Here is an 18,103-nt window from a genome sequence, read left to right as displayed (position 1 = left end):
TTTTACCAAAAAAATATTTTTTTACCATCTTTTTTAAAAATGATATAATTTTCTTAAAATTATATTTATTTAAAAAAGGACTGGTGGAGAGTATGCTGACATTTGGTACAGTTATAAAGCAAAATGCAAGTAAGTACAAAAATAAGCCGGCTGTTATTTTTCAAAATACGATCAATACATATGAAGAGTTAAACATTCGCGCGAACAAAATTGGAAACGCTTTCTTGGATCGTAGCTTTCAAAAAGGCGATAAAGTAGCTGTCATGTTAAAGAACCATGCTGCTTATGTCGAGATCATTGCCGGGCTGTCCAAAATCGGAGTCATCATTGTACCGATAAACTATCGCCTGGTTGGACAGGAAGTAGAATATATACTAAGAAACTCTGAAAGCCGGGGATTCATTATTTCAGAAGAATATGAAGGTATTGCACAAGAGTTGCTCCCAAGAAACTCTCAATTAGACACCGTACTGGTAGTGGGCGGTGCGTCCAATGAAATTTTGGAAGGGTATGTAGATTTTCTTGCTTCAGGCTGTGATGCGGAGCCGAACATTGAGGTTCATGAGAAAGATACTTTCTATTTGGGCTACACTTCCGGTACGACCGGAAAGCCAAAAGGAGTGGTCATTTCCCATCGGTCCCGAATACTGACAGGAATGGCGGCAGCTTATGAATACAAGATTGGCGAATCAGATATTCACCTTGTTGCAGGGCCCATATATCATGCAGCCCCTTGGATTTTTCTTGTCATGCAGCTGCTCGTGGGTGGCACCCTTGTCATTCATGAATCATTTAATGCAGAACAAGTGCTTGAAGACATTGAGCGATACCAGATAACAAACACGTTCCTTGCACCCACGATGTACAATTTCTTGATCAACACGAAGGAAGAAATAAAAGCAAAGCATGACATCTCCTCTATGCGTGTGTTGGTTTCAGCAGGCTCGCCGCTGCCGACACAAACAAAACTGGATATTCTGGACTTTTTCAAAAATGCCGATTTGAACGAATTTTACGGTTCGACTGAAAGTGCGATTACACTGAACATTAAACCAGGTGACATTCGCCGGAAGGAACGTTCAGTGGGACATCCTTTCCCTCTTGTGGAATGTTTAATTTTGGATGACGAGAAGAACCCGATTTCGAACGGTGAAGTAGGGGAGCTATATTTTAAATCACCGTACAACTTAGACGGTTATTATAACAATCCGGATGCTGACGCCGCTTCGTTTTATCATGGTTTTTTTACAGTGGGAGATATGGCGCTACAGGATGAGGATGGATTTTACTATATTGTGGACCGAAAGAAAGACATGCTGATCAGCGGCGGCGTTAATATTTATCCGCGTGAAATTGAGGAAGTCCTTTATTCACATCCCGGGATTCTCGATGTTGCGGTGATTGGTGTACCTGATGCCGTGTGGGGGGAATCGGTTAAAGCCATTGTTGTACAAAGGGAAGGGGCTAATCTTATAGCAGAAGATATCATTGGTTACTGCGAAGGAAAATTAGCCGGCTATAAGAAACCAAAATCAGTAGACTTTGTACATGAGCTCCCACGAAACCCATCGGGGAAAATATTAAAAACAACATTGCGGGATTCCTTTGCAAACGATAGAAAGGGAATCTTTCATATAAAATAATTTTTTCTATTACCGAAACAGGATGAAAAGCAACTGCGTTGATTAGGCAGTTGCTTTTTTTTATAAAATAGACTATCGCTAATAGGTTTAAAATAACAGCCTTTGCTCCTTGTGAGTAAAAGGCTGTTTTAGAGGATAAGGGGAGTATTCTGTTAAATAAGTTTATAAACACCTATTAAAAAAAAGTTATAGTGTTGAATTTTTTTAGTCAATAACTCTAGTTTTTCTCAACTACAATACAAGCCATTTTATATAAAAGTCATATCATGTATAGAAGGCAGGATATGATCGATATTACGGCCCTTTTTCGCCTGGGGATTTCATGAAATTTACCTATACTCAAAAAATCATCTAGGAATCGATGCTTTTTTTTCTCCTGTCTTTGTCACTGGATGTGAAGTGGAAGAGGAGGTGGAGATAAATAAGTATCAATTAAAAAAAGGAATGTGTTCCTGGTAAGCCAGTATGTAATGCACCGAAAGCCCGAGTATTTCTATAATATATAGTCTTTTAAGCCTGAACGATTGAAATTAATTTTGTGGAAACCATCCGGATATATGCCTACTTTTCATTTTGCGAAGGTCCGAGAGATTGTATTGGTAATAATTTTGCATTGATGAAAGCAGTGCTTGTGCTTGCGACTATTGCAAAGCGGTACAAGCTAAGGGTAGCTTCGAATCATCATGAAGTAAAGCCCCATCCATCTATTACCCTCAGGCCAAGCGAGGATTGCGCATGATCGTAGAAAAAAGAAATGAATTCGGTCGGCTATCAACCAGTAGCAAAATAAATAATTTCTCAACGCTCCAATATAAACAGCTAGAACACAATCTTTTACTTAGTGACTCTTCTAAGTATATGTTTTTCAATATCCCTGGAAATATCATTCTATAGTTACAAATTTTTTAAAAAAGGAGACGTTTAGGGGATGTGCCCAATTAACAATGGTAATGAAAGAATACAGTCTAATGAAAGTTCTATGTTGTCCCGTGAAGAGATAAAATCCATTGAATCCTGGATATCTCAAATGGGAAAATACCAATTTTTTAAAACGGCAAAACAAAAAATGGTTACTGCTAAAAAAACTCTAAAATTCAAGTATAAAATGATTGGATATGGTTATAACAGAATTGTCTATGATCTCAATAATGGCTATATCTTAAAAATTGCACTGTGTGAAGTAGGATTAATAGGCAACGCAAATGAAGCATACATTTATTATAACTGCAATGAGGAAGCCCAAAAGTACCTATGTCCGGTTAAGGAGTTTGGGTCTGGCTGGATTATTATGAAGAAGATGGGCACAAAAGTGCCACTTGCAATCATGGAATATACGAAACTAATCGAGTTGGAATTAAAATTCCTAAGATACGGCATTATTCCAATAGATTTGCGGTTAGATAATGTCGCATTTTCCGAGGATAATGAAATGGTTGTCATTGATTACGGTCTATTCAACATGGATCTCAAAAGCCCTGTGTTGCGTTGGTTCGATTGACGATAGGGGGAATGACCCAATCAAATGGTGCTGCTGACAGCATAAGATTTTTTATCGGTTCATTAGCAAATGAAGCATAGATGACAGCCATTGGGCTTCCAAGACAGGAATCCCAGAATAGGAATCTCTTCCGCTCTAGAATGCCTTAACGACTTCTGTAGCCCTTTTGAATATAATCCACAATATAGTTATTCATGCTGGTATATCCATCTTCATACCCATAAAGGTCGGCACCAATAAGAAATGAAACCCCGGTTACTGTTTTCCTAGTTTTAAAAGTAGGGATGGAAAATGTTCTTGATCTATTCACCCGGTATGGGAATCATCCAGCTGGAAACACATGACTTAGGGATGGCTTCACAGGTGTTTGCGTTGTTTTGTCTTATTTAAAACAAATGGATGTTGGACAAGTAAGGGAATATTAACTAGATTACTAACTTTTTTTTCATCTTGAGGGACTAGCCGTTACAAGTAATGACATTCATTAATAAAATAAAGAAAAGATGAAAGGAGTGTTATTTATGAGAAGAAGAATTCGCATCAGAAACCCTTTTTTTCGTTTATTAAAAGAGAGCCAGTTACTTCACTCGAGTATTGTTGATCAACATATAGAATTCTTACGTAAAGTAAGAAACTCTATAAAGTAAAGAGTCAGTTTTAGCTGGAGATAACAAAAACTGAAGACTACAACCAGCCGCCCTAGAAGTTGGTTGTGGTTTTTAGATATAAGCCCAGTTTTCTAGATGTAAAGTCGCATTACTTCTCGATTGAGTTGTTTTGACTTAACCATAATTTCAAAGAAACGCTTTGTGAAGAATATATGATTGAAACTTCAAAACCTAATTCAAACCATATTGAAATTTTCCAAGTTACTAATAAACATGGTGTAGGAAACTAGTGTTATGTAATTTCGTTCAATGAAAATATTGATGGTAAAGAGTTACCTTTACTTACTTCTCTAGGACACGCCGTAGGTTATGGCTTTCCTTCCATCGTTTCGTGTATACCCAACAAACTTAGAGTTAATATTGTTTCATGGACACATTTTAGTTAGTCCTTACAATGATTTTTGAAAGGATGTGTCTGTCTTGGAACGAAAGAATTCAGGTAAAAAATATACTATTTTTGTCTTCTCATCCATTGTGTTGCAACCCATTTTTCGCCAGTTATAACTGGCGCTCCACCATGTAATGTTAGTTCGTTTATGTTTTTATCGGTATAGAAATATTCGAAATACACCGCCATTCCTTTTCGTGGGGATACTGAAAGATTTAGTTTAGGAAAAAAAGTTTCTCCTCCATGCTCCACATCATTTAAGTACATGACGATTGTGCTAATTCTATTATTTTTTGTTGCTTTACTTGAAGATGTAAAAAAATCAAAATGAGCTTTATACTCTTGACCAGGAGTATATTTAAGAATTTGAATACCATCCCCATGTTCAATGGGTATATTCATAATAGATGATACTCTTTTTTCAATTTTGGTAATGATGTCATTTTCATTATCTTGAAAATACATACTACTACTTGTTCTTATCTCATTTACTTCGTGTGTAACTCCAATTTTAGAACGATGCATTTTGTCTTTTGACAATCTAATTAGTTCGTCACATTCTTCGTCACTCAAAACATTTCCTAAAATTACTATTAGTGGTTCTTCTAATCTAGCAATTATATTAATTTCTCTATCTTCTGTTTTGATTTTATTTCCAATGTGATTAAAAATAGTTTGTTCTTTACTAATTGATTTTTTACTATCAATTGTCAACTTTCATCGACTCCTTAAAAGATTTAATTTTCAGAATGATTAATTTGTTTTGTTTGTAAGAGATTATCTATGATAATTATATCATGAACCCCATTATATAACTGTTTCTTATTCAATTAACGGGTGCGTCGTATTATAAGGTCGACCAGTAAAAATTACTGGTTGACCTTTTTTTAATAGATTCTATGATATCAGTATCCTGGGGAGGACGTACGGGTGCGTGCGATGTTTAATTTGTGTGTGCTTTATTACAAAGAGGATTTTGACCCTCATGAAATTAGAGAAATTCACCTTTAGACCTTCGGAATTTGTCAAGACAACAGAAAATCGTAACGAATATATGTATGTGGAAGCTAAACTTCATTTTCGCACATTGATATTAAAGGAATATCCCACTTCAGAGGCCGGATTAACAGCCGGGCAAAGTAGACTAGCAAAAACATAATGGACTCCGCATCTCGAAATCCATTGTTTCGTAAATAATCTCATAAATCCTTTGTTTTTTAAGGAGAGTTGGTTAAGAAAAAAACTTTGTAATAACTCTAAATTGCTTTCCGAATATTATCTATTATTTTTGTTTATGTAATCCGGCCAAGTGGTGAGGAACTCTAATTCTCTAAGGCATTATTTTATTGAATTTATTGTATTTAAGACGCAGCAAACAGCAAACTTGAATAATAGCAGTATACAGTACGGTACAACAAGTAGCAGGTGCAATCGGTACAGCTATTTTTGTTACATTAATGACAACGTATGCTGCAGATCGTACGACAGAACTAAGTCATACAATGGATGCTGCAATAGCAGGCTAACAAGCTTTACTGGATGCCATTAACTATACCTCACTTGTTACAATTGGATTAGCTATTGTTGCAACAATTTTCTCACTCTTTATCCGTAAACATATGCACGAAGAAATTTAAAATGGGGAGTCTATACTTCTATGAAAAATAATTGCCTTATTTATAAAACCTTAAATACGAATTTTAAAAGAGTAATCATAATTCAAAGAAATAGAGTTAAGTACTATAGTGGCTTTTATTATGTGTAGACCAATTTATAGTAATAGATTATGAAACTTCGAATCTTAAACAAATGGGGGCATTGATCCAAGAACGGTTAATGCTCTTTATTTGTACTAACGGTACAGGATTGTAAATAAAAAGAGTTTAAAATATAGGAAATAACTTTTCCACAAAGTACCTCTATTTTATAACTATTCTCCATAGTAAACTAGTAAAGTTAAATTTATCAAAATTTAAGGAGAATAAAATAATAGTGAAAAAATTCTTTGGATGTCTTATTATGTTCTGCCTTCTTTGTATTTGTCTCTTTCCAACCAGTGGTAAAGCATCAAGTAATACACTTTACATAGGTTCTGTTAAAGCGGGTACTACAAAGGTTTATAGTTCTCCTAAACTAGGTTCCACTATACTAATGACCTTAAAAAAAGGTGAGGAGTTTCCCATCATTTCTTCTGTCGTTGGAGATTCTACGAAGCCTATTATACATAAAGTAAAGACTGGAAACACATTATGGAAAGTAGCAAATCAATATGGAGTTTCAGTAAGTGAGTTACAGAAAGAAAACAAATTAACCTCTTCCGAAATTAATGTTGGCCAAAACCTGAAGATTCCCCAAAAGTATAAGATCCATAAGGTTGTATCAGGAGATACATTGTGGAAGATTTCTACTAAATATGAGGTAACCACAAGTGATTTGACGAAATTAAATAACTTACGAACAGTTACCCTTAAAGTTGGTCAAAAATTGAAGATTCCCGATTATTACTACCAGGTTCAACTGCTTGATGGTAAAAAGGGATGGATAAAGAAATCTCTACTTCAAAAAAAGAAGCAAAGCCTTATCGTCATGGGCTGGAAGCATAATGGATCGAAAGAAAACTACACCCAACAACTTAAACACCCCAATTTAAATGTAGTATCTCCTCGTTCCTATACGCTGAAGGATTCCGGTAATTTCGTATCCGTTTCTGTCGATACAAAATACGTTCAATACGCTCATAAACAAGGAAAACAAGTTTGGCAACTTATCGGTAATAAATTTGACCCTGTTTTAACTGGTTCTATACTAGGCAGTACTAAAAAACGCCAGAAATTAGTTTCAGCTTTACGAGATTCGCTTGTTAAAACTAAAAGTGATGGAATAAATGTAGATTTTGAAAACATCGATCCAAAAAATAAGAAGGACTTTGTACTTTTTATAGGCGAACTAAAAAAGGCCCTAAAACCACATGGTATTAAACTATCGGTGGATGTCACTCGAGAAAATGACGACCCTTTTTGGTCAAAAAGTCTAGATAGGAAAGAACTTGGCAAAATAGCAGACTATATAATCATAATGGGTTATGACGAGCATTGGGGAGGGAGCCCAGTAGCCGGGTCCGTTTCCTCGTTACCTTGGATCAAAGAAGGAACTAAGCTTTTAATGAAAGAAGTACCTGCTCATAAGATAATATTGGCTGTACCATTTTATACGAGAGAATGGGTAACCGATCTATCGACCAATAAAGTGAAAAGTCATGACCGTACCATGGCTGAGGTCAACAAAATCATTTCATCTCATGGACTTAAAAAGGTATGGGATAAAAAGACATCACAAAATTACGTGGAGTATACTTCCAAAGGGAAAAAGCATCAAATATGGATAGAAGATAAAAAATCGATGAAGCTTCGGCTTGATCTGGTAAAACAAAATCATCTAGGCGGTGTATCTGCTTGGTACATTGGATCAGAAACACCTGACATTTGGGATGTATTTCATTTTAATCAATAGTGTAACAGAAAAACCTTCGGATAATGGAGGCTGTTCAGCTTGTAGAATACGGTCCTTTTTAGGGTCTAAATCTGCAAGCTTTTTTTGTGTAATTAAAAATAACAAATTACAGATAAAAGTAGTATAAACAATTTGAAGGAGGAATGAATAATGGCCATTAGGAAATTAACTAAAGTCGCCAATAGTTTGGGTATTACGTTTCCAGTTGAAATGTTGAAAACTGCAAATTTAGCTTTTGGAGACGAATTAGAGGTTGAGTTTAAGGGTGAAGAAATCATTTTAAGGAAAAATAAAAAGTGAAATTACCTAAAGGTGTAGATGTGGAATTTATGGAAATATTTTCAAGTGTTATTAAAGGACATGACGAAGTATTCAAGGGATTGGTGGATAGATAATATGACGTTGGATAATTATCTATTTTTCCACTAATCAAATTATTGCTATCGATGCCATTCAATAAAAGTTTATTCTCCTACTGAATCAATCGGAGTAAAAGATCCCGGTTTCCTTGATTCTGCATTGAACAGACCCAGACAAACTGTTAAGACCTCTCTTAATTTCCTTTATAACCTTAATATTGTATATGTAATGTTAATAACGAAAAAGCTGACTACAAAAGCCCGGTCAAGACGGCTCCTTTAATCAGCTTTTCTTTTTTCGCTATAGCATCCAACCAGTTTGAATTAATTCCGACATGACTGTATCCTGAAATCAAACATGTATATTGAGTTGCTTACGGAGTCGTTGCATTTCAGAATTAAAATAGGCTTTACTGTAATCACATCCGACAATAGCAACGATATTGCCGTCATCATCAATAATTGGCGCAAAGCTTGTTTTCCACTCACCGTACCTGTCTTCGTAAATGGGAGTAACACCCGCTTTACCATTAAACGCCTGGTAAGCGACATTAACCATTTCCGGGGGACCAATATATTCTTCCCCCGGTTCAATTACAAAGCCTTTGTCTGCAACGAGGTGAATCAGACGTCCATCCTCCGTCATGATAAATATAAAGACCCATTCAATTACGCCTTCCTTTTCTTGAATCATGGTAAGCTTTTGTTTTAATTTCTGGGAATAGGAAGTTTGCCGGTTCATATTTTTTTGTAGACTGATAACCTCTTCAGCTGGAATGATAGCTGCGGTTACAGCGGCAACGGAACGAAGCCGTTGATTTATTTGTTCTTCCAAAATTGCCCGTTTATTCACTGGTGAAAAGCGTGCCTCTTCAATTTTATTACGTAATTTTTTATATTTCCTACTCATCGTCGGCTGGCTGACTTCCAATACCTTTGCCGCTAGTTTTAATGATTTGTATTGTTCCATTGCCATGTTGATCAGTTGTTCCTCCACAAGTTCGACTGCTTCTTGCAAAGGCATTAGAAAATCGATAACAGGTAGTGAAGTGGGTTTGGGCCCTTTAAAAGGGAGGACCTCTTTAACCAAAGCAACATCCACTTCCGGTATTCCGCTTGTAATCACAAGCCTCTCAACTGTATTTTCAAGTTCCCGCACGTTACCGGGCCATTGATAGATACATAGCAAGTCGATTGCATCCGGGGTGAAGGCTACATTTCGATAGTACAGTGTATTGTACTTTTGTAAAAAAAATTGAACCAGGTGAGGGATTTCATCTACACGATTCCTAAGCGGCGGAAGATGGATAGGTACGACATGAAGACGATAATATAAGTCTTCTCGAAATTCACCTTTTTTCACCATTTTTTCGAGCGATTTATTTGTTGCGGCAATCACTTGAATATCAACAGGGTGTGAGGTTGTACTTCCTATTGGTGTGACCACGCGTTCCTGAAGGACGCGAAGCAGTTTTACCTGTACGTTAAGCGGTAACTCGCCCACTTCATCCAAGAATAAGATACCCTTATGGGCCAGTGTGAATTTCCCTTTGGCGCCGTCTTTCCGTGCGCTGGTAAAAGCCCCTTCTACATAGCCAAACAGTTCGCTTTCAATCAGGTTTTCCGGGATGGCGCCGCAATTGACAGGTATAAATGGACCGTCGCTTCTGTTACCCATATTATGTATGGCCCTGGCGGCTATTTCCTTTCCTACACCGGATTCCCCCAATAAAAGGACTGTTGCGCTGACATCACAAACCATTTGCATTTTATGAAGAACATCAAGCATGGGTTTACTGCGGATCACAAATGGAAAAGATGGCTTCTTTGATTCCAACAAAGGCCCCGATTGCCTCATTGATGTATCTGGATAAGAGTCTTTAATTTCTTTGTAGGCCCAGACCCATGCCCCAGATTCAATCGGGTACGCCGTCATCAGCATCTCTGGCCCCTGCCATGAGGGCTGCATGAAAGATCTTTTTTCATTTTTGCCCATTACCTCTTCTGCCAAGCTTGTAGAAAATAAATCTTGTTCAACATCCTTGATGGAACCACCGACATTAGCGGATTTGACTGTATGGAATAATGAATTCCCTGTTCCAATCGATTTCAGTATGGTGCCATTATTATCTGTCACAATAAGCTGATCGTAAATAGACAAGAGTGCAGAGGTGAAGTGATCCATTTATGTCTACCTGCCTTTCATTAAACTTCATAGTTTTATATTACAGAAATTTCACAATTGTTCAATAGTTTCAAAAATGAATATTCTTCCTATTGAAAACCCTGTAAGCATAGTGTTTCTGATTGGCATGGTAATTGCTATAAAGTAAAGAGAAGGGACTAAAATGCATGCTTGCAAAGGAGGGAGAACTATTTTGAATAAAGAGAATCAGTTTCAACAGAATATCAATTCTGAAGATCCCTTTATTAAAAACCTATATTCAGATTTGAATGAGCGGATCAATGCGTATGAGCAGGAAGATGCCGTGAAAATCGACAAAATGAAATGGAAGGATGCGACAGGTTCTATTTTTTTCATGATTTTAATCATCGTTTACCTCATCTATTCACTTGTTTAAAGTAGTTTTGTTTAGATCACCCAAAACAATAACAGCCTTATTTACAAGCAATACAATCATTATTTTATAGTTGGGAGAGAAGCGTGTGAGTAAAGAGAATTCCTCCATTTCAAAGGATGTGGCCTTTGGCTTTTTACCGGCAAGTAAAAATGACCGGATTTTTAATCTTCGGGATTTAATTTTAGTTCAGGTTGTTATTGGCCTCTCATCTTTTGGGCTGTTAACTGGTGGATACACAGGTACAATGCTTGATGCGAAGCAGTCACTCGCAGCGATTTTATTCGGTAACGCCTTCCCTATGCTGTTGATTGTTCCCATTACCCTTTATTTTGCGCGTTATGGCATAGACACTTTTGTAGGGTTTCGAAGTTCACTAGGGTATCTAGGATCCAATATCTTTTTCTTTGTTTTTCTTATTTTAACTCTCGGCTACATTTCCATTGCGCTTTTTATGTCTGGACAGGCTTTAGCAGAGGCTGCTAATTGGATGGGGATGCCCGCCATTTTCTCAAGCCAAGCAACGGGAGCGCCGTTTTTCTCGATTTTACTCTTTATCTGTGCATTTCTTGTAACGGTGAGGGGACCGGTAGCGATTCAAAAATATACCGCAGTAGCCGTTCCAGTTTTTATGGTTCTCATGTTTGGCCTTCTCGCAATAGTCTTGTTTGGACAGGGATTCACGAAAGTTGCCAATATACTTCCTTCTGAACCGTTTGAAATGACTTCTCGATCATTCGCGACAGCCCTGGAATTAAATATCGGTCTCGGGTTTTCATGGCTTCCGTACCTTGGTCAATACAGCCGTTTATCTAAAACAGAAGGAGGCGCATTTAAAGCAGGATTCTACAGCTTTGGAATCATCGTCTGTATCGCTGCATTAGTCGGGGCCCTTGCTGCATTAGTCGCTGGATCACTTAATCCTTCTGACTGGATGTTTTCAATTGCAGGAAGTTGGGGCGGATTCATCGGCTTGATTTTACTTTCGGTAGGGAATGTCGGTGCAGCCATTTTCCTTATGTACTCACAAGCTGTCAGCTTTAAAACTGTATTCCCGAAAAAGTCATGGATGATTGCGATGGGTACAACGGTACCGACTATATTCCTACTTCTAAGCTCAACGTTCTACGATGCATTTGGTTCATTCATTGCTGTCATTTCTTTTATTATGGCTGTTCTTGGCGGCATTGTCGTTGCAGATTACTTTTTTGTAAAGCGCCAACGCATTTCGATAAGGGATTTGTATGACACGCAAGGCTCTTATACCTATTGGAAAGGCATTAACCCGTCGGCCGTTCTCACGGTGGTCATAGGAACGATCGTTTACTGGGCACTCTATAATCCATTGACTTTTGAAGCAAGTGACTTTTTCCTTTATACGGCTGCCGGAATTCCAACATACTTTGTCGCTTTAGTCACCTATTATGTTTCATCTAAATACATTTTCCGTTTTGAAGTTGACATGGAGCGTCCATCCGTTGAATTAAAGGAAGCTAAATAGAAAAAAACGCACTTTAAAGAATCTAGGGAACGAGAGGAGATTGTTCAATGTTTACACAAAGTTTAGATTTCAAAACAACTGATTTAGATACATTCCCATTTCCATTCACTTCAGGTAACTATCGTTATTCAAACGACTTGAAAAGACTCTCAAACATTAACTGTATTGAAGTTACACCAGAATACAAACTCCAAGTGGAAACGAAGCGTCGTCTCCTTCAAGAACAGCCGCATATAAGGTTTCAATCTTTTTCACACACATTAGAAATGCAATGGGAAGTATTGGAAATGCTAATCGACATGGCAACTGATCGCTATCCGGAGCATTTCGAGGTCATTAAAGATGGAGACAACTGGACCTTCAAGAACCACATTTTCGGGGAATCCGATTCATTTGTGTATGGCGATGCCAGCACACTTCCAAATGAGCCGCTTGATTATATAGGCCGCCATTTCCACAATGATTTTGTTTTAATGGTTCATCGCGATAGTAATTTCTATTTGGAAGTGGGGCAGGTTTCATACGCCGCACTCTTCTCGGCTAACTGGAATAAAGGCATGTCTTTCGATGAAATCCATGCACCTGTTCCATTTGTATCGCGGAAAGGTGATGAACTGGCAGATCGCGTTCGTAAGTTTTTATTATCCATCGAGCCAGGAAAGCCATGGACACGCATCAACTGGAACCTGATGGCGAACCGTTGGGATGTCAACTATGAAACGATGGATGTGTGGGAGCCGCAGCGTTCTGAGATAACACCAGAAAATGCAGGAAAGCTGGTTCGTTTGCGTGTTGAAGAACAAAAATTTTATCGCATGCCACGAAGCAATGCCATTCTATTCGTATTGAACACACAGTTCCTGCCACTTGAAGATTTGACATTGCGCAAGGAGTGGTTTGATCTGACATATAGCGTGCTGCAGGATATTCCAGAACCTATGGCAGAATACAAAGGGATCGCCCCGTTTCTTCCGCAATCAGTCGAATATTTGAGACGCATTGATGAAGAACAAAAAGCAAAAATAAACAATAAGTAGGAGGAAGAGGGCCTTGTACAATAGTCCAGTATTGTTTGATAAATCTGTTACGATCGTAAATCAATTTACTCCTCGGAATGAACGAAGAAAGTTTGTCGTCATTTCAGATCAAGCCGGATACGAAAAGGCTAAGAGTTTCACTTCTGAAATCGCAGGTACAGTGCCTGTCGAATATCTTTCTATTAACGGAATGCAAGATAAAGAGGAGATTAAGAGATTCATCTTGTCACAAAAGATGGGCACCCAATTTTATATTGCGGCTGCATGGAACAATGCCGTTATGGTCTTCTCGCTGGGGGTAGAAGCTGGTCTATCTGAAGCTGAGATCCAGACGGTGATTATCGGGCCTAAACGACGTTACGTATATTGCATGAAATGTTTCGAAGTGTCGGAAGTCGAAGAAGAAGCAGAGATTGCAGAATGTGACCATTGCAGAGCCAGTCTTGAAATAGGTCCTTTTTATTCAATCGTACGGGAAGGCTATATTGGTTACCCATTCATCCCAATCGGAAAAGAAGAAGAAGTAGGGAGCTGAACATCATGCGGGTAGTAGGAAATATTCAAATGAAAGTAAATAAGATCATTCAAGAAACTCCATTCGTGAAACAGTTCGAGTTAATTCCAGTTGATGGAAAACCGTTGCCTGCATTTACAGGCGGTGCGCATTTGACCACTTTCATGCCGGCCGGGGATACGATTTTCGAGAGAGAATATTCCCTTATCAGCAACCCAAGGGACCGTAAAAAATATGCAATTTCCATTCGGCGTGATGAGACGTCACGCGGAGGTTCTGCTTTCTGGCATGAACATGTAAAGGTAGATTCCAGGTTGGAAGTCAGTTTCCCTAAAAACAACTTCCCTCTCAGCTTTCGAGCTAAGCATCATGCTTTTTATGCAGCTGGAATTGGCATCACCCCATTTCTGGCAATGATGGAAGACATGGCTGCCGATGGGCAAACCTTCGAACTCCATTATGCAGCACGCACACCGGAATTATGTCCTTTTTATGATCTGCTGAAAGCCAAATATCCTGATCAATGTACCTTTTATTTTTCGAAGGCAGAAGACAAACGCAGAATGTTGCCAGAGACGATGATGGATCAACGCATTGGCACACATGTATATTTTTGCGGACCACTCGAGATGGTACAAGAGTATCGAAAAGCTGCCAGTTCATATGGTTATCCGGAACACGCGATCCACTTCGAATTATTTGCGACAAAAAATGATGGGCCGCAAGAACCTTTCATTGTCGACCTTACAGACAGCGATCGGTCCATTCACGTTCATGAAGGTGAAACACTGCTTGATGCGCTTTTAAGGGAAGGAATTGATGCACCTTATTCTTGTAAAGTGGGCGGGTGCGGAAGTTGTGAGATAGATGTTGCAGAAGGTGAAGTGGATCACCGGGATAACTTCCTTAGCGAAGAAAACCGTCAAACACGCAAGTCAATCCTGACTTGCTGCTCACGTGCGAAGGACGACAGACTTGTCTTAAAACTTTAACGATTCCGTACAGGTAAAATTTAAAAAATAATGAAAACCGGAGGCATAAAACATGACAATTTTAGAAACGGCAGTTTTAGAGCTTAAAAATTACATCGACGGTAAGTGGCAGACCTCATCTTCATATGAAGTAATCCCGGTAATTAATCCTGCAACACAGGAAGTCATTGCAAGGGCTCCGCGTGCTACCAAGGAAGATACAGAAAATGCAATCTCAGTAGCGAAAGCAGCTTTTGAAAGTGGAATCTGGTCAGGTCTAACAGCACAGGAGCGTGCTTCCTACCTATATAAAATTGCGGATAAAATTGATGAACGTGCGGAAGAGTTAACGATTCTTGAAACAATGGACAACGGGAAACTTAAAGCAGAGGCGGGCTTCGATATTGCCGATGCCGCCGCGTGTTTCCGTTACTACGCTGGCTTAATCCTTCATCCAGAAGGTGAAACTTACCAAGTTCCCGGTCCCGTGCAAGCGATGGTTGTTCGTGAGCCAGTAGGTGTAGCCGGTTTGATTGTACCTTGGAATTTCCCTCTTTTAATGAGTGTCTGGAAAATCGCACCCGCCCTTGCGGCAGGTAACACCATTGTATATAAACCGGCTGAATTGACACCTGTAACAGCAATGAAATTATTTGAAATCCTAGAGGAAGTAGGTATCCCTAAAGGTGTGGCTAATATGGTGATGGGCCGCGGCACTGTTGTCGGTCAGACCATTGCAGAAAGTAAGGATGTTGACATTGTTTCATTTACAGGAAGTACGGATGTTGGCCGCTCTATCATGAAAGCGGCCGCGGGCAACTTAAAGAAAATTTCCCTTGAGCTTGGCGGTAAATCGCCTAACATCGTTTTTGCAGATGCAGATTTAGAGACAGCCGTCGATTACGGATTATTTGGCATCTTCTTCGGTGCCGGTCAAGTATGTTCATCAGGTAGCCGAATTCTAGTTGAAGAAAGTATTTATGATGAATATGTAAAACGCTATGTGGAACGCGCAAATAAAATCAAAGTTGGACCTGGCCTTGCAGAAGACAGTAATATGGGGGCAATTGTCAGCGAAGCGCAAATGAATAGCATTTTGAACTATATTGAAATCGGGAAACAGGAAGGTGCGACACTTGCAGCAGGCGGTTACCGTCTTGTTGATGAGGGCCTTGACAAAGGATTCTTCATTGCACCGACTGTCTTCACCGATGTAACACCTGACATGCGCATCGTACAAGAGGAAATCTTTGGTCCAGTTGTTGTCATCCAAAAGTTTAAAGATGAAGAAGAAGCTATTAAACTTGCAAATGATACAGACTACGGTCTTGCAGGCGGCGTTTTCTCTAACGATGGGGCTAAAGGACTTCGTGTGATCAAGAAAGTACGGGCAGGCATTACATGGGTAAATGATTATCATCCCACATATGTCGAGGCGCCATGGGGCGGTTACAAACAGAGCGGGATTGGACGCAGTTTAGGAAAATACGGCTTAGACGAATACCAAGAAATTAAACAAATCAACATTAATCTCGATGTAAAGCCGGTCGGCTGGTTTCCAAATTAAGTATATATAATTTGAGAAGTAGCAATCAATTTAATCAAATCAAAAAACCTAATCCAAATACGGATTAGGTTTTTTTCAAATTGTCGATAAACCTTTTAAAGCCCTCAAAAAGGAAGTTAAAGATGTTCTTAATATTTCTTAATCTTATTAATAACTGAGGGCAACTATATGTATTTTAGATCCAGTTTAAAATCATACATAAGCTTATTAAGAAGATAATTATTCCACAAACGGGCCTGAAGATCAGAGCTGTCTTTAAGGCATTAACTTCTTTATATAACTAAACCAGCTAATAGTTAGTCAACATTTTTCAATGAAAACTTAAAATATTTCATGCTATACTAAATTTGTGCATGCTAAATAACCTTCCAATGAACTATATTTGGAAAGTTTTGTGCTATTTAGTTATACTTTTAAACTAGGTTAGATCTTGGAAAGTCGAGTTATTTTGTAATAGTGCATAAATCCATTGTAGAAGCTTATTGGCACATGCTATCACAGCTACTTTAAAGGGCTTTCCTTCTTCACGTTTCTTATCATAGAACTCTCGTAATCTTTTGTTCCGAGGGATGATTTCATCTGTCGTTTTCTTCTTGCGACAATCACGAATGGCACAACGAACTGCCATATATAAGGCATGGCGTAGTCTACCAGAACCTCTTTTGGTAATCCGATTTACTGAGCCTTTAAATTTACCTGATTCAAAGATACTTGGATCAATTCCGGCAAATGCCACTAGTTTTTTAGGGTGATTAAACCGATCAATCTCTCCAATTTCAGAAATAATCGTTGTAGCGATTTTTTCACCGATACCAGGGATGGATTGGATAATCTTATATTCTTCAATTTCTTTTGCCAAAGCATTTATCTCTTCTTCCAATTTGGATAGGTGCTTTTGGTATTCTAGAAGCATTTTTATATACATCTCTAGGCTTAAAATGTGACTCTGATATAAAGTTCTCTGAAAAGGATTTCGAGCTGAGGCAGCCATAAGTTTCTCTGCCTGTGTATTCGCCCACTTTCTAGAACGACTTGGACAAAGTTCATTAATCCTATTTGCTACAGTTTCTTCATCGACTGCTGATATGTCTTCAGAAGTAGGGAATTCTAATAGAGTAAGCAAAGAAACAACCGAATACAAATCTCCAAAAACCCCTCTATATTCAGGAAATACTTGATCAAGAACAGCCTGAAACTGTAGTTTTGTTTGTACATAGATACCTGTTATATTTGCATGTTGTCTTGAAAGATTACGAAGATTTAAGAGTTGTATCCCTCGTTTTTTATAAGGCTCTAAATCCTCTTTATAGTACAGCTCGCAGAGGTGACGTGCATCGATTAAATCTGTCTTTACTTTCCGTAAACTAGAGCTCTTCGCACGATAAGAAATGAGTGGGTTAACGATAATTAATAAGTAACCTCTCTCCTCAAAATACTGTACAACGGGCGTATGATAATGCCCAGTAGACTCTAAAACGACCGGAGGTCGAATTCCTGTTACGTTTTCTATCTCTCTAAGATATTGGTGTAAGCTCTCTAGTCCTTCAATGGTATGTGCTACTTTAAAACTTCTTTTATAAGGCTTCTTCTTCTCCAAGAATGCTTGAACCTGACTTTCACCTTTCGCTACATCCAGACCAACTACTGGATTCATTTATTATCTCCTCCTAAAGAATATTGCCGGTACCCCTAAATCCTTCTTGTAGTATCATAGCTTCGCTTGTTATACGAGATCTAGTCCCAACCAGCCAAATCATGTTTCTACAAGTAGGGGGCGAACTGTTTAGTTGACGGGGTCCAAGCCCCACGGGCAGGAACGTTCTACCCCGGCTACCGTTATCATATATCGATAAAAAAATTGTTCAACC

15 protein-coding genes are annotated in these 18,103 nt (G+C 38.5%); 12 read left to right on the top strand and 3 right to left on the bottom strand.

The window, feature by feature from the left end; genetic code table 11:
• The first annotated feature begins 92 nt into the window (after positions 1–92).
• The 3 genes from RE409_RS15135 to RE409_RS15125 all read left to right on the top strand — a co-directional run bounded on the left by RE409_RS15135 (position 93) and on the right by RE409_RS15125 (position 3,141).
• Positions 93–1,643 (top strand): class I adenylate-forming enzyme family protein, encoded by a 1,551-nt coding sequence (locus RE409_RS15135; RefSeq protein WP_309557762.1) that lies wholly within the window; start codon positions 93–95, stop codon positions 1,641–1,643.
• A 538-nt stretch (positions 1,644–2,181) separates the two neighbouring features.
• Positions 2,182–2,382, top strand: a complete 201-nt coding sequence (locus tag RE409_RS15130; RefSeq protein WP_309557761.1) for a cytochrome P450 — start codon at positions 2,182–2,184, stop codon at positions 2,380–2,382.
• Positions 2,383–2,571: 189 nt separating this feature from the next.
• Entirely contained in the window at positions 2,572–3,141 is a 570-nt protein-coding gene (locus RE409_RS15125) for a hypothetical protein (RefSeq protein ID WP_309557760.1), read from the top strand.
• A 1,119-nt stretch (positions 3,142–4,260) separates the two neighbouring features.
• Here RE409_RS15125 and RE409_RS15120 read toward each other — a convergent pair.
• The gene (locus RE409_RS15120; protein WP_201185038.1) at positions 4,261–4,911 is read right to left on the bottom strand and encodes a 2OG-Fe(II) oxygenase; all 651 of its coding nucleotides are present in this window, start codon (positions 4,909–4,911) and stop codon (positions 4,261–4,263) included.
• Positions 4,912–5,182: 271 nt separating this feature from the next.
• Here RE409_RS15120 and RE409_RS15115 point away from each other — a divergent pair, with 271 nt between their 5' ends.
• The 3 genes from RE409_RS15115 to RE409_RS15105 all read left to right on the top strand — a co-directional run bounded on the left by RE409_RS15115 (position 5,183) and on the right by RE409_RS15105 (position 8,007).
• The gene (locus RE409_RS15115) at positions 5,183–5,356 is read left to right on the top strand and encodes a hypothetical protein (protein ID WP_201185036.1); all 174 of its coding nucleotides are present in this window, start codon (positions 5,183–5,185) and stop codon (positions 5,354–5,356) included.
• A gap of 992 nt (positions 5,357–6,348) precedes the next feature.
• Positions 6,349–7,707 carry a LysM peptidoglycan-binding domain-containing protein gene (locus RE409_RS15110; protein WP_309557759.1) on the top strand — a complete coding sequence of 453 codons (1,359 nt, stop codon included), beginning with the start codon at positions 6,349–6,351 and terminating at the stop codon, positions 7,705–7,707.
• 150 nt (positions 7,708–7,857) lie between these two features.
• Positions 7,858–8,007, top strand: coding sequence for an AbrB/MazE/SpoVT family DNA-binding domain-containing protein (locus tag RE409_RS15105; protein ID WP_201253586.1), 150 nt, complete (start codon positions 7,858–7,860; stop codon positions 8,005–8,007).
• A gap of 411 nt (positions 8,008–8,418) precedes the next feature.
• Here RE409_RS15105 and RE409_RS15100 read toward each other — a convergent pair whose 3' ends face one another.
• On the bottom strand, positions 8,419–10,251 hold the full coding sequence (locus RE409_RS15100; RefSeq protein ID WP_201224286.1) for a sigma 54-interacting transcriptional regulator: 1,833 nt from the start codon (positions 10,249–10,251) through the stop codon (positions 8,419–8,421).
• A 193-nt stretch (positions 10,252–10,444) separates the two neighbouring features.
• Between RE409_RS15100 and RE409_RS15095 the strand changes: the two genes are divergently transcribed.
• The 6 genes from RE409_RS15095 to RE409_RS15070 all read left to right on the top strand — a co-directional run bounded on the left by RE409_RS15095 (position 10,445) and on the right by RE409_RS15070 (position 16,235).
• Positions 10,445–10,648 (top strand): hypothetical protein, encoded by a 204-nt coding sequence (locus tag RE409_RS15095; protein WP_201185033.1) that lies wholly within the window; start codon positions 10,445–10,447, stop codon positions 10,646–10,648.
• An 85-nt stretch (positions 10,649–10,733) separates the two neighbouring features.
• On the top strand, positions 10,734–12,146 hold the full coding sequence (locus tag RE409_RS15090; protein ID WP_201185032.1) for a purine-cytosine permease family protein: 1,413 nt from the start codon (positions 10,734–10,736) through the stop codon (positions 12,144–12,146).
• Positions 12,147–12,193: 47 nt separating this feature from the next.
• A complete protein-coding gene (locus tag RE409_RS15085; protein WP_201185031.1) occupies positions 12,194–13,183 on the top strand; it encodes a heme-dependent oxidative N-demethylase family protein in 990 nt (329 codons plus the stop codon).
• A gap of 13 nt (positions 13,184–13,196) precedes the next feature.
• The gene (locus tag RE409_RS15080) at positions 13,197–13,718 is read left to right on the top strand and encodes a hypothetical protein (RefSeq protein WP_201185029.1); all 522 of its coding nucleotides are present in this window, start codon (positions 13,197–13,199) and stop codon (positions 13,716–13,718) included.
• A 5-nt stretch (positions 13,719–13,723) separates the two neighbouring features.
• Entirely contained in the window at positions 13,724–14,689 is a 966-nt protein-coding gene (locus tag RE409_RS15075) for a PDR/VanB family oxidoreductase (protein ID WP_309557758.1), read from the top strand.
• A gap of 52 nt (positions 14,690–14,741) precedes the next feature.
• Entirely contained in the window at positions 14,742–16,235 is a 1,494-nt protein-coding gene (locus RE409_RS15070) for an aldehyde dehydrogenase family protein (protein WP_201224289.1), read from the top strand.
• 418 nt (positions 16,236–16,653) lie between these two features.
• Here the strand turns inward: RE409_RS15070 and RE409_RS15065 are convergent, their stop codons facing one another.
• The gene (locus RE409_RS15065) at positions 16,654–17,889 is read right to left on the bottom strand and encodes an IS110 family RNA-guided transposase (protein ID WP_309557757.1); all 1,236 of its coding nucleotides are present in this window, start codon (positions 17,887–17,889) and stop codon (positions 16,654–16,656) included.
• Positions 17,890–18,103 lie beyond the last annotated feature (214 nt).

It is taken from the genome of Peribacillus sp. R9-11, assembly GCF_031345095.1.
GTDB lineage: Bacteria > Bacillota > Bacilli > Bacillales > DSM-1321 > Peribacillus > Peribacillus butanolivorans.
The sequence above is the reverse complement of the archived record's forward strand: the minus strand, read 5'-3'. Positions and strand labels throughout refer to the sequence as shown.

Excerpts from the sequence above, each read along its gene's own strand:
- RE409_RS15135 (WP_309557762.1), top strand. The coding sequence starts at position 93 with ATGCTGACATTTGGTACAGTTATAAAGCAAAATGCAAGTAAGTACAAA.
- RE409_RS15125 (WP_309557760.1), top strand. The coding sequence starts at position 2,572 with ATGTGCCCAATTAACAATGGTAATGAAAGAATACAGTCTAATGAAAGT.
- RE409_RS15115 (WP_201185036.1), top strand. The coding sequence starts at position 5,183 with ATGAAATTAGAGAAATTCACCTTTAGACCTTCGGAATTTGTCAAGACA.
- RE409_RS15110 (WP_309557759.1), top strand. The coding sequence starts at position 6,349 with ATGACCTTAAAAAAAGGTGAGGAGTTTCCCATCATTTCTTCTGTCGTT.
- RE409_RS15105 (WP_201253586.1), top strand. The coding sequence starts at position 7,858 with ATGGCCATTAGGAAATTAACTAAAGTCGCCAATAGTTTGGGTATTACG.
- RE409_RS15100 (WP_201224286.1), bottom strand. The coding sequence starts at position 10,251 with ATGGATCACTTCACCTCTGCACTCTTGTCTATTTACGATCAGCTTATT.
- RE409_RS15085 (WP_201185031.1), top strand. The coding sequence starts at position 12,194 with ATGTTTACACAAAGTTTAGATTTCAAAACAACTGATTTAGATACATTC.
- RE409_RS15075 (WP_309557758.1), top strand. The coding sequence starts at position 13,724 with ATGCGGGTAGTAGGAAATATTCAAATGAAAGTAAATAAGATCATTCAA.
- RE409_RS15070 (WP_201224289.1), top strand. The coding sequence starts at position 14,742 with ATGACAATTTTAGAAACGGCAGTTTTAGAGCTTAAAAATTACATCGAC.
- RE409_RS15065 (WP_309557757.1), bottom strand. The coding sequence starts at position 17,889 with ATGAATCCAGTAGTTGGTCTGGATGTAGCGAAAGGTGAAAGTCAGGTT.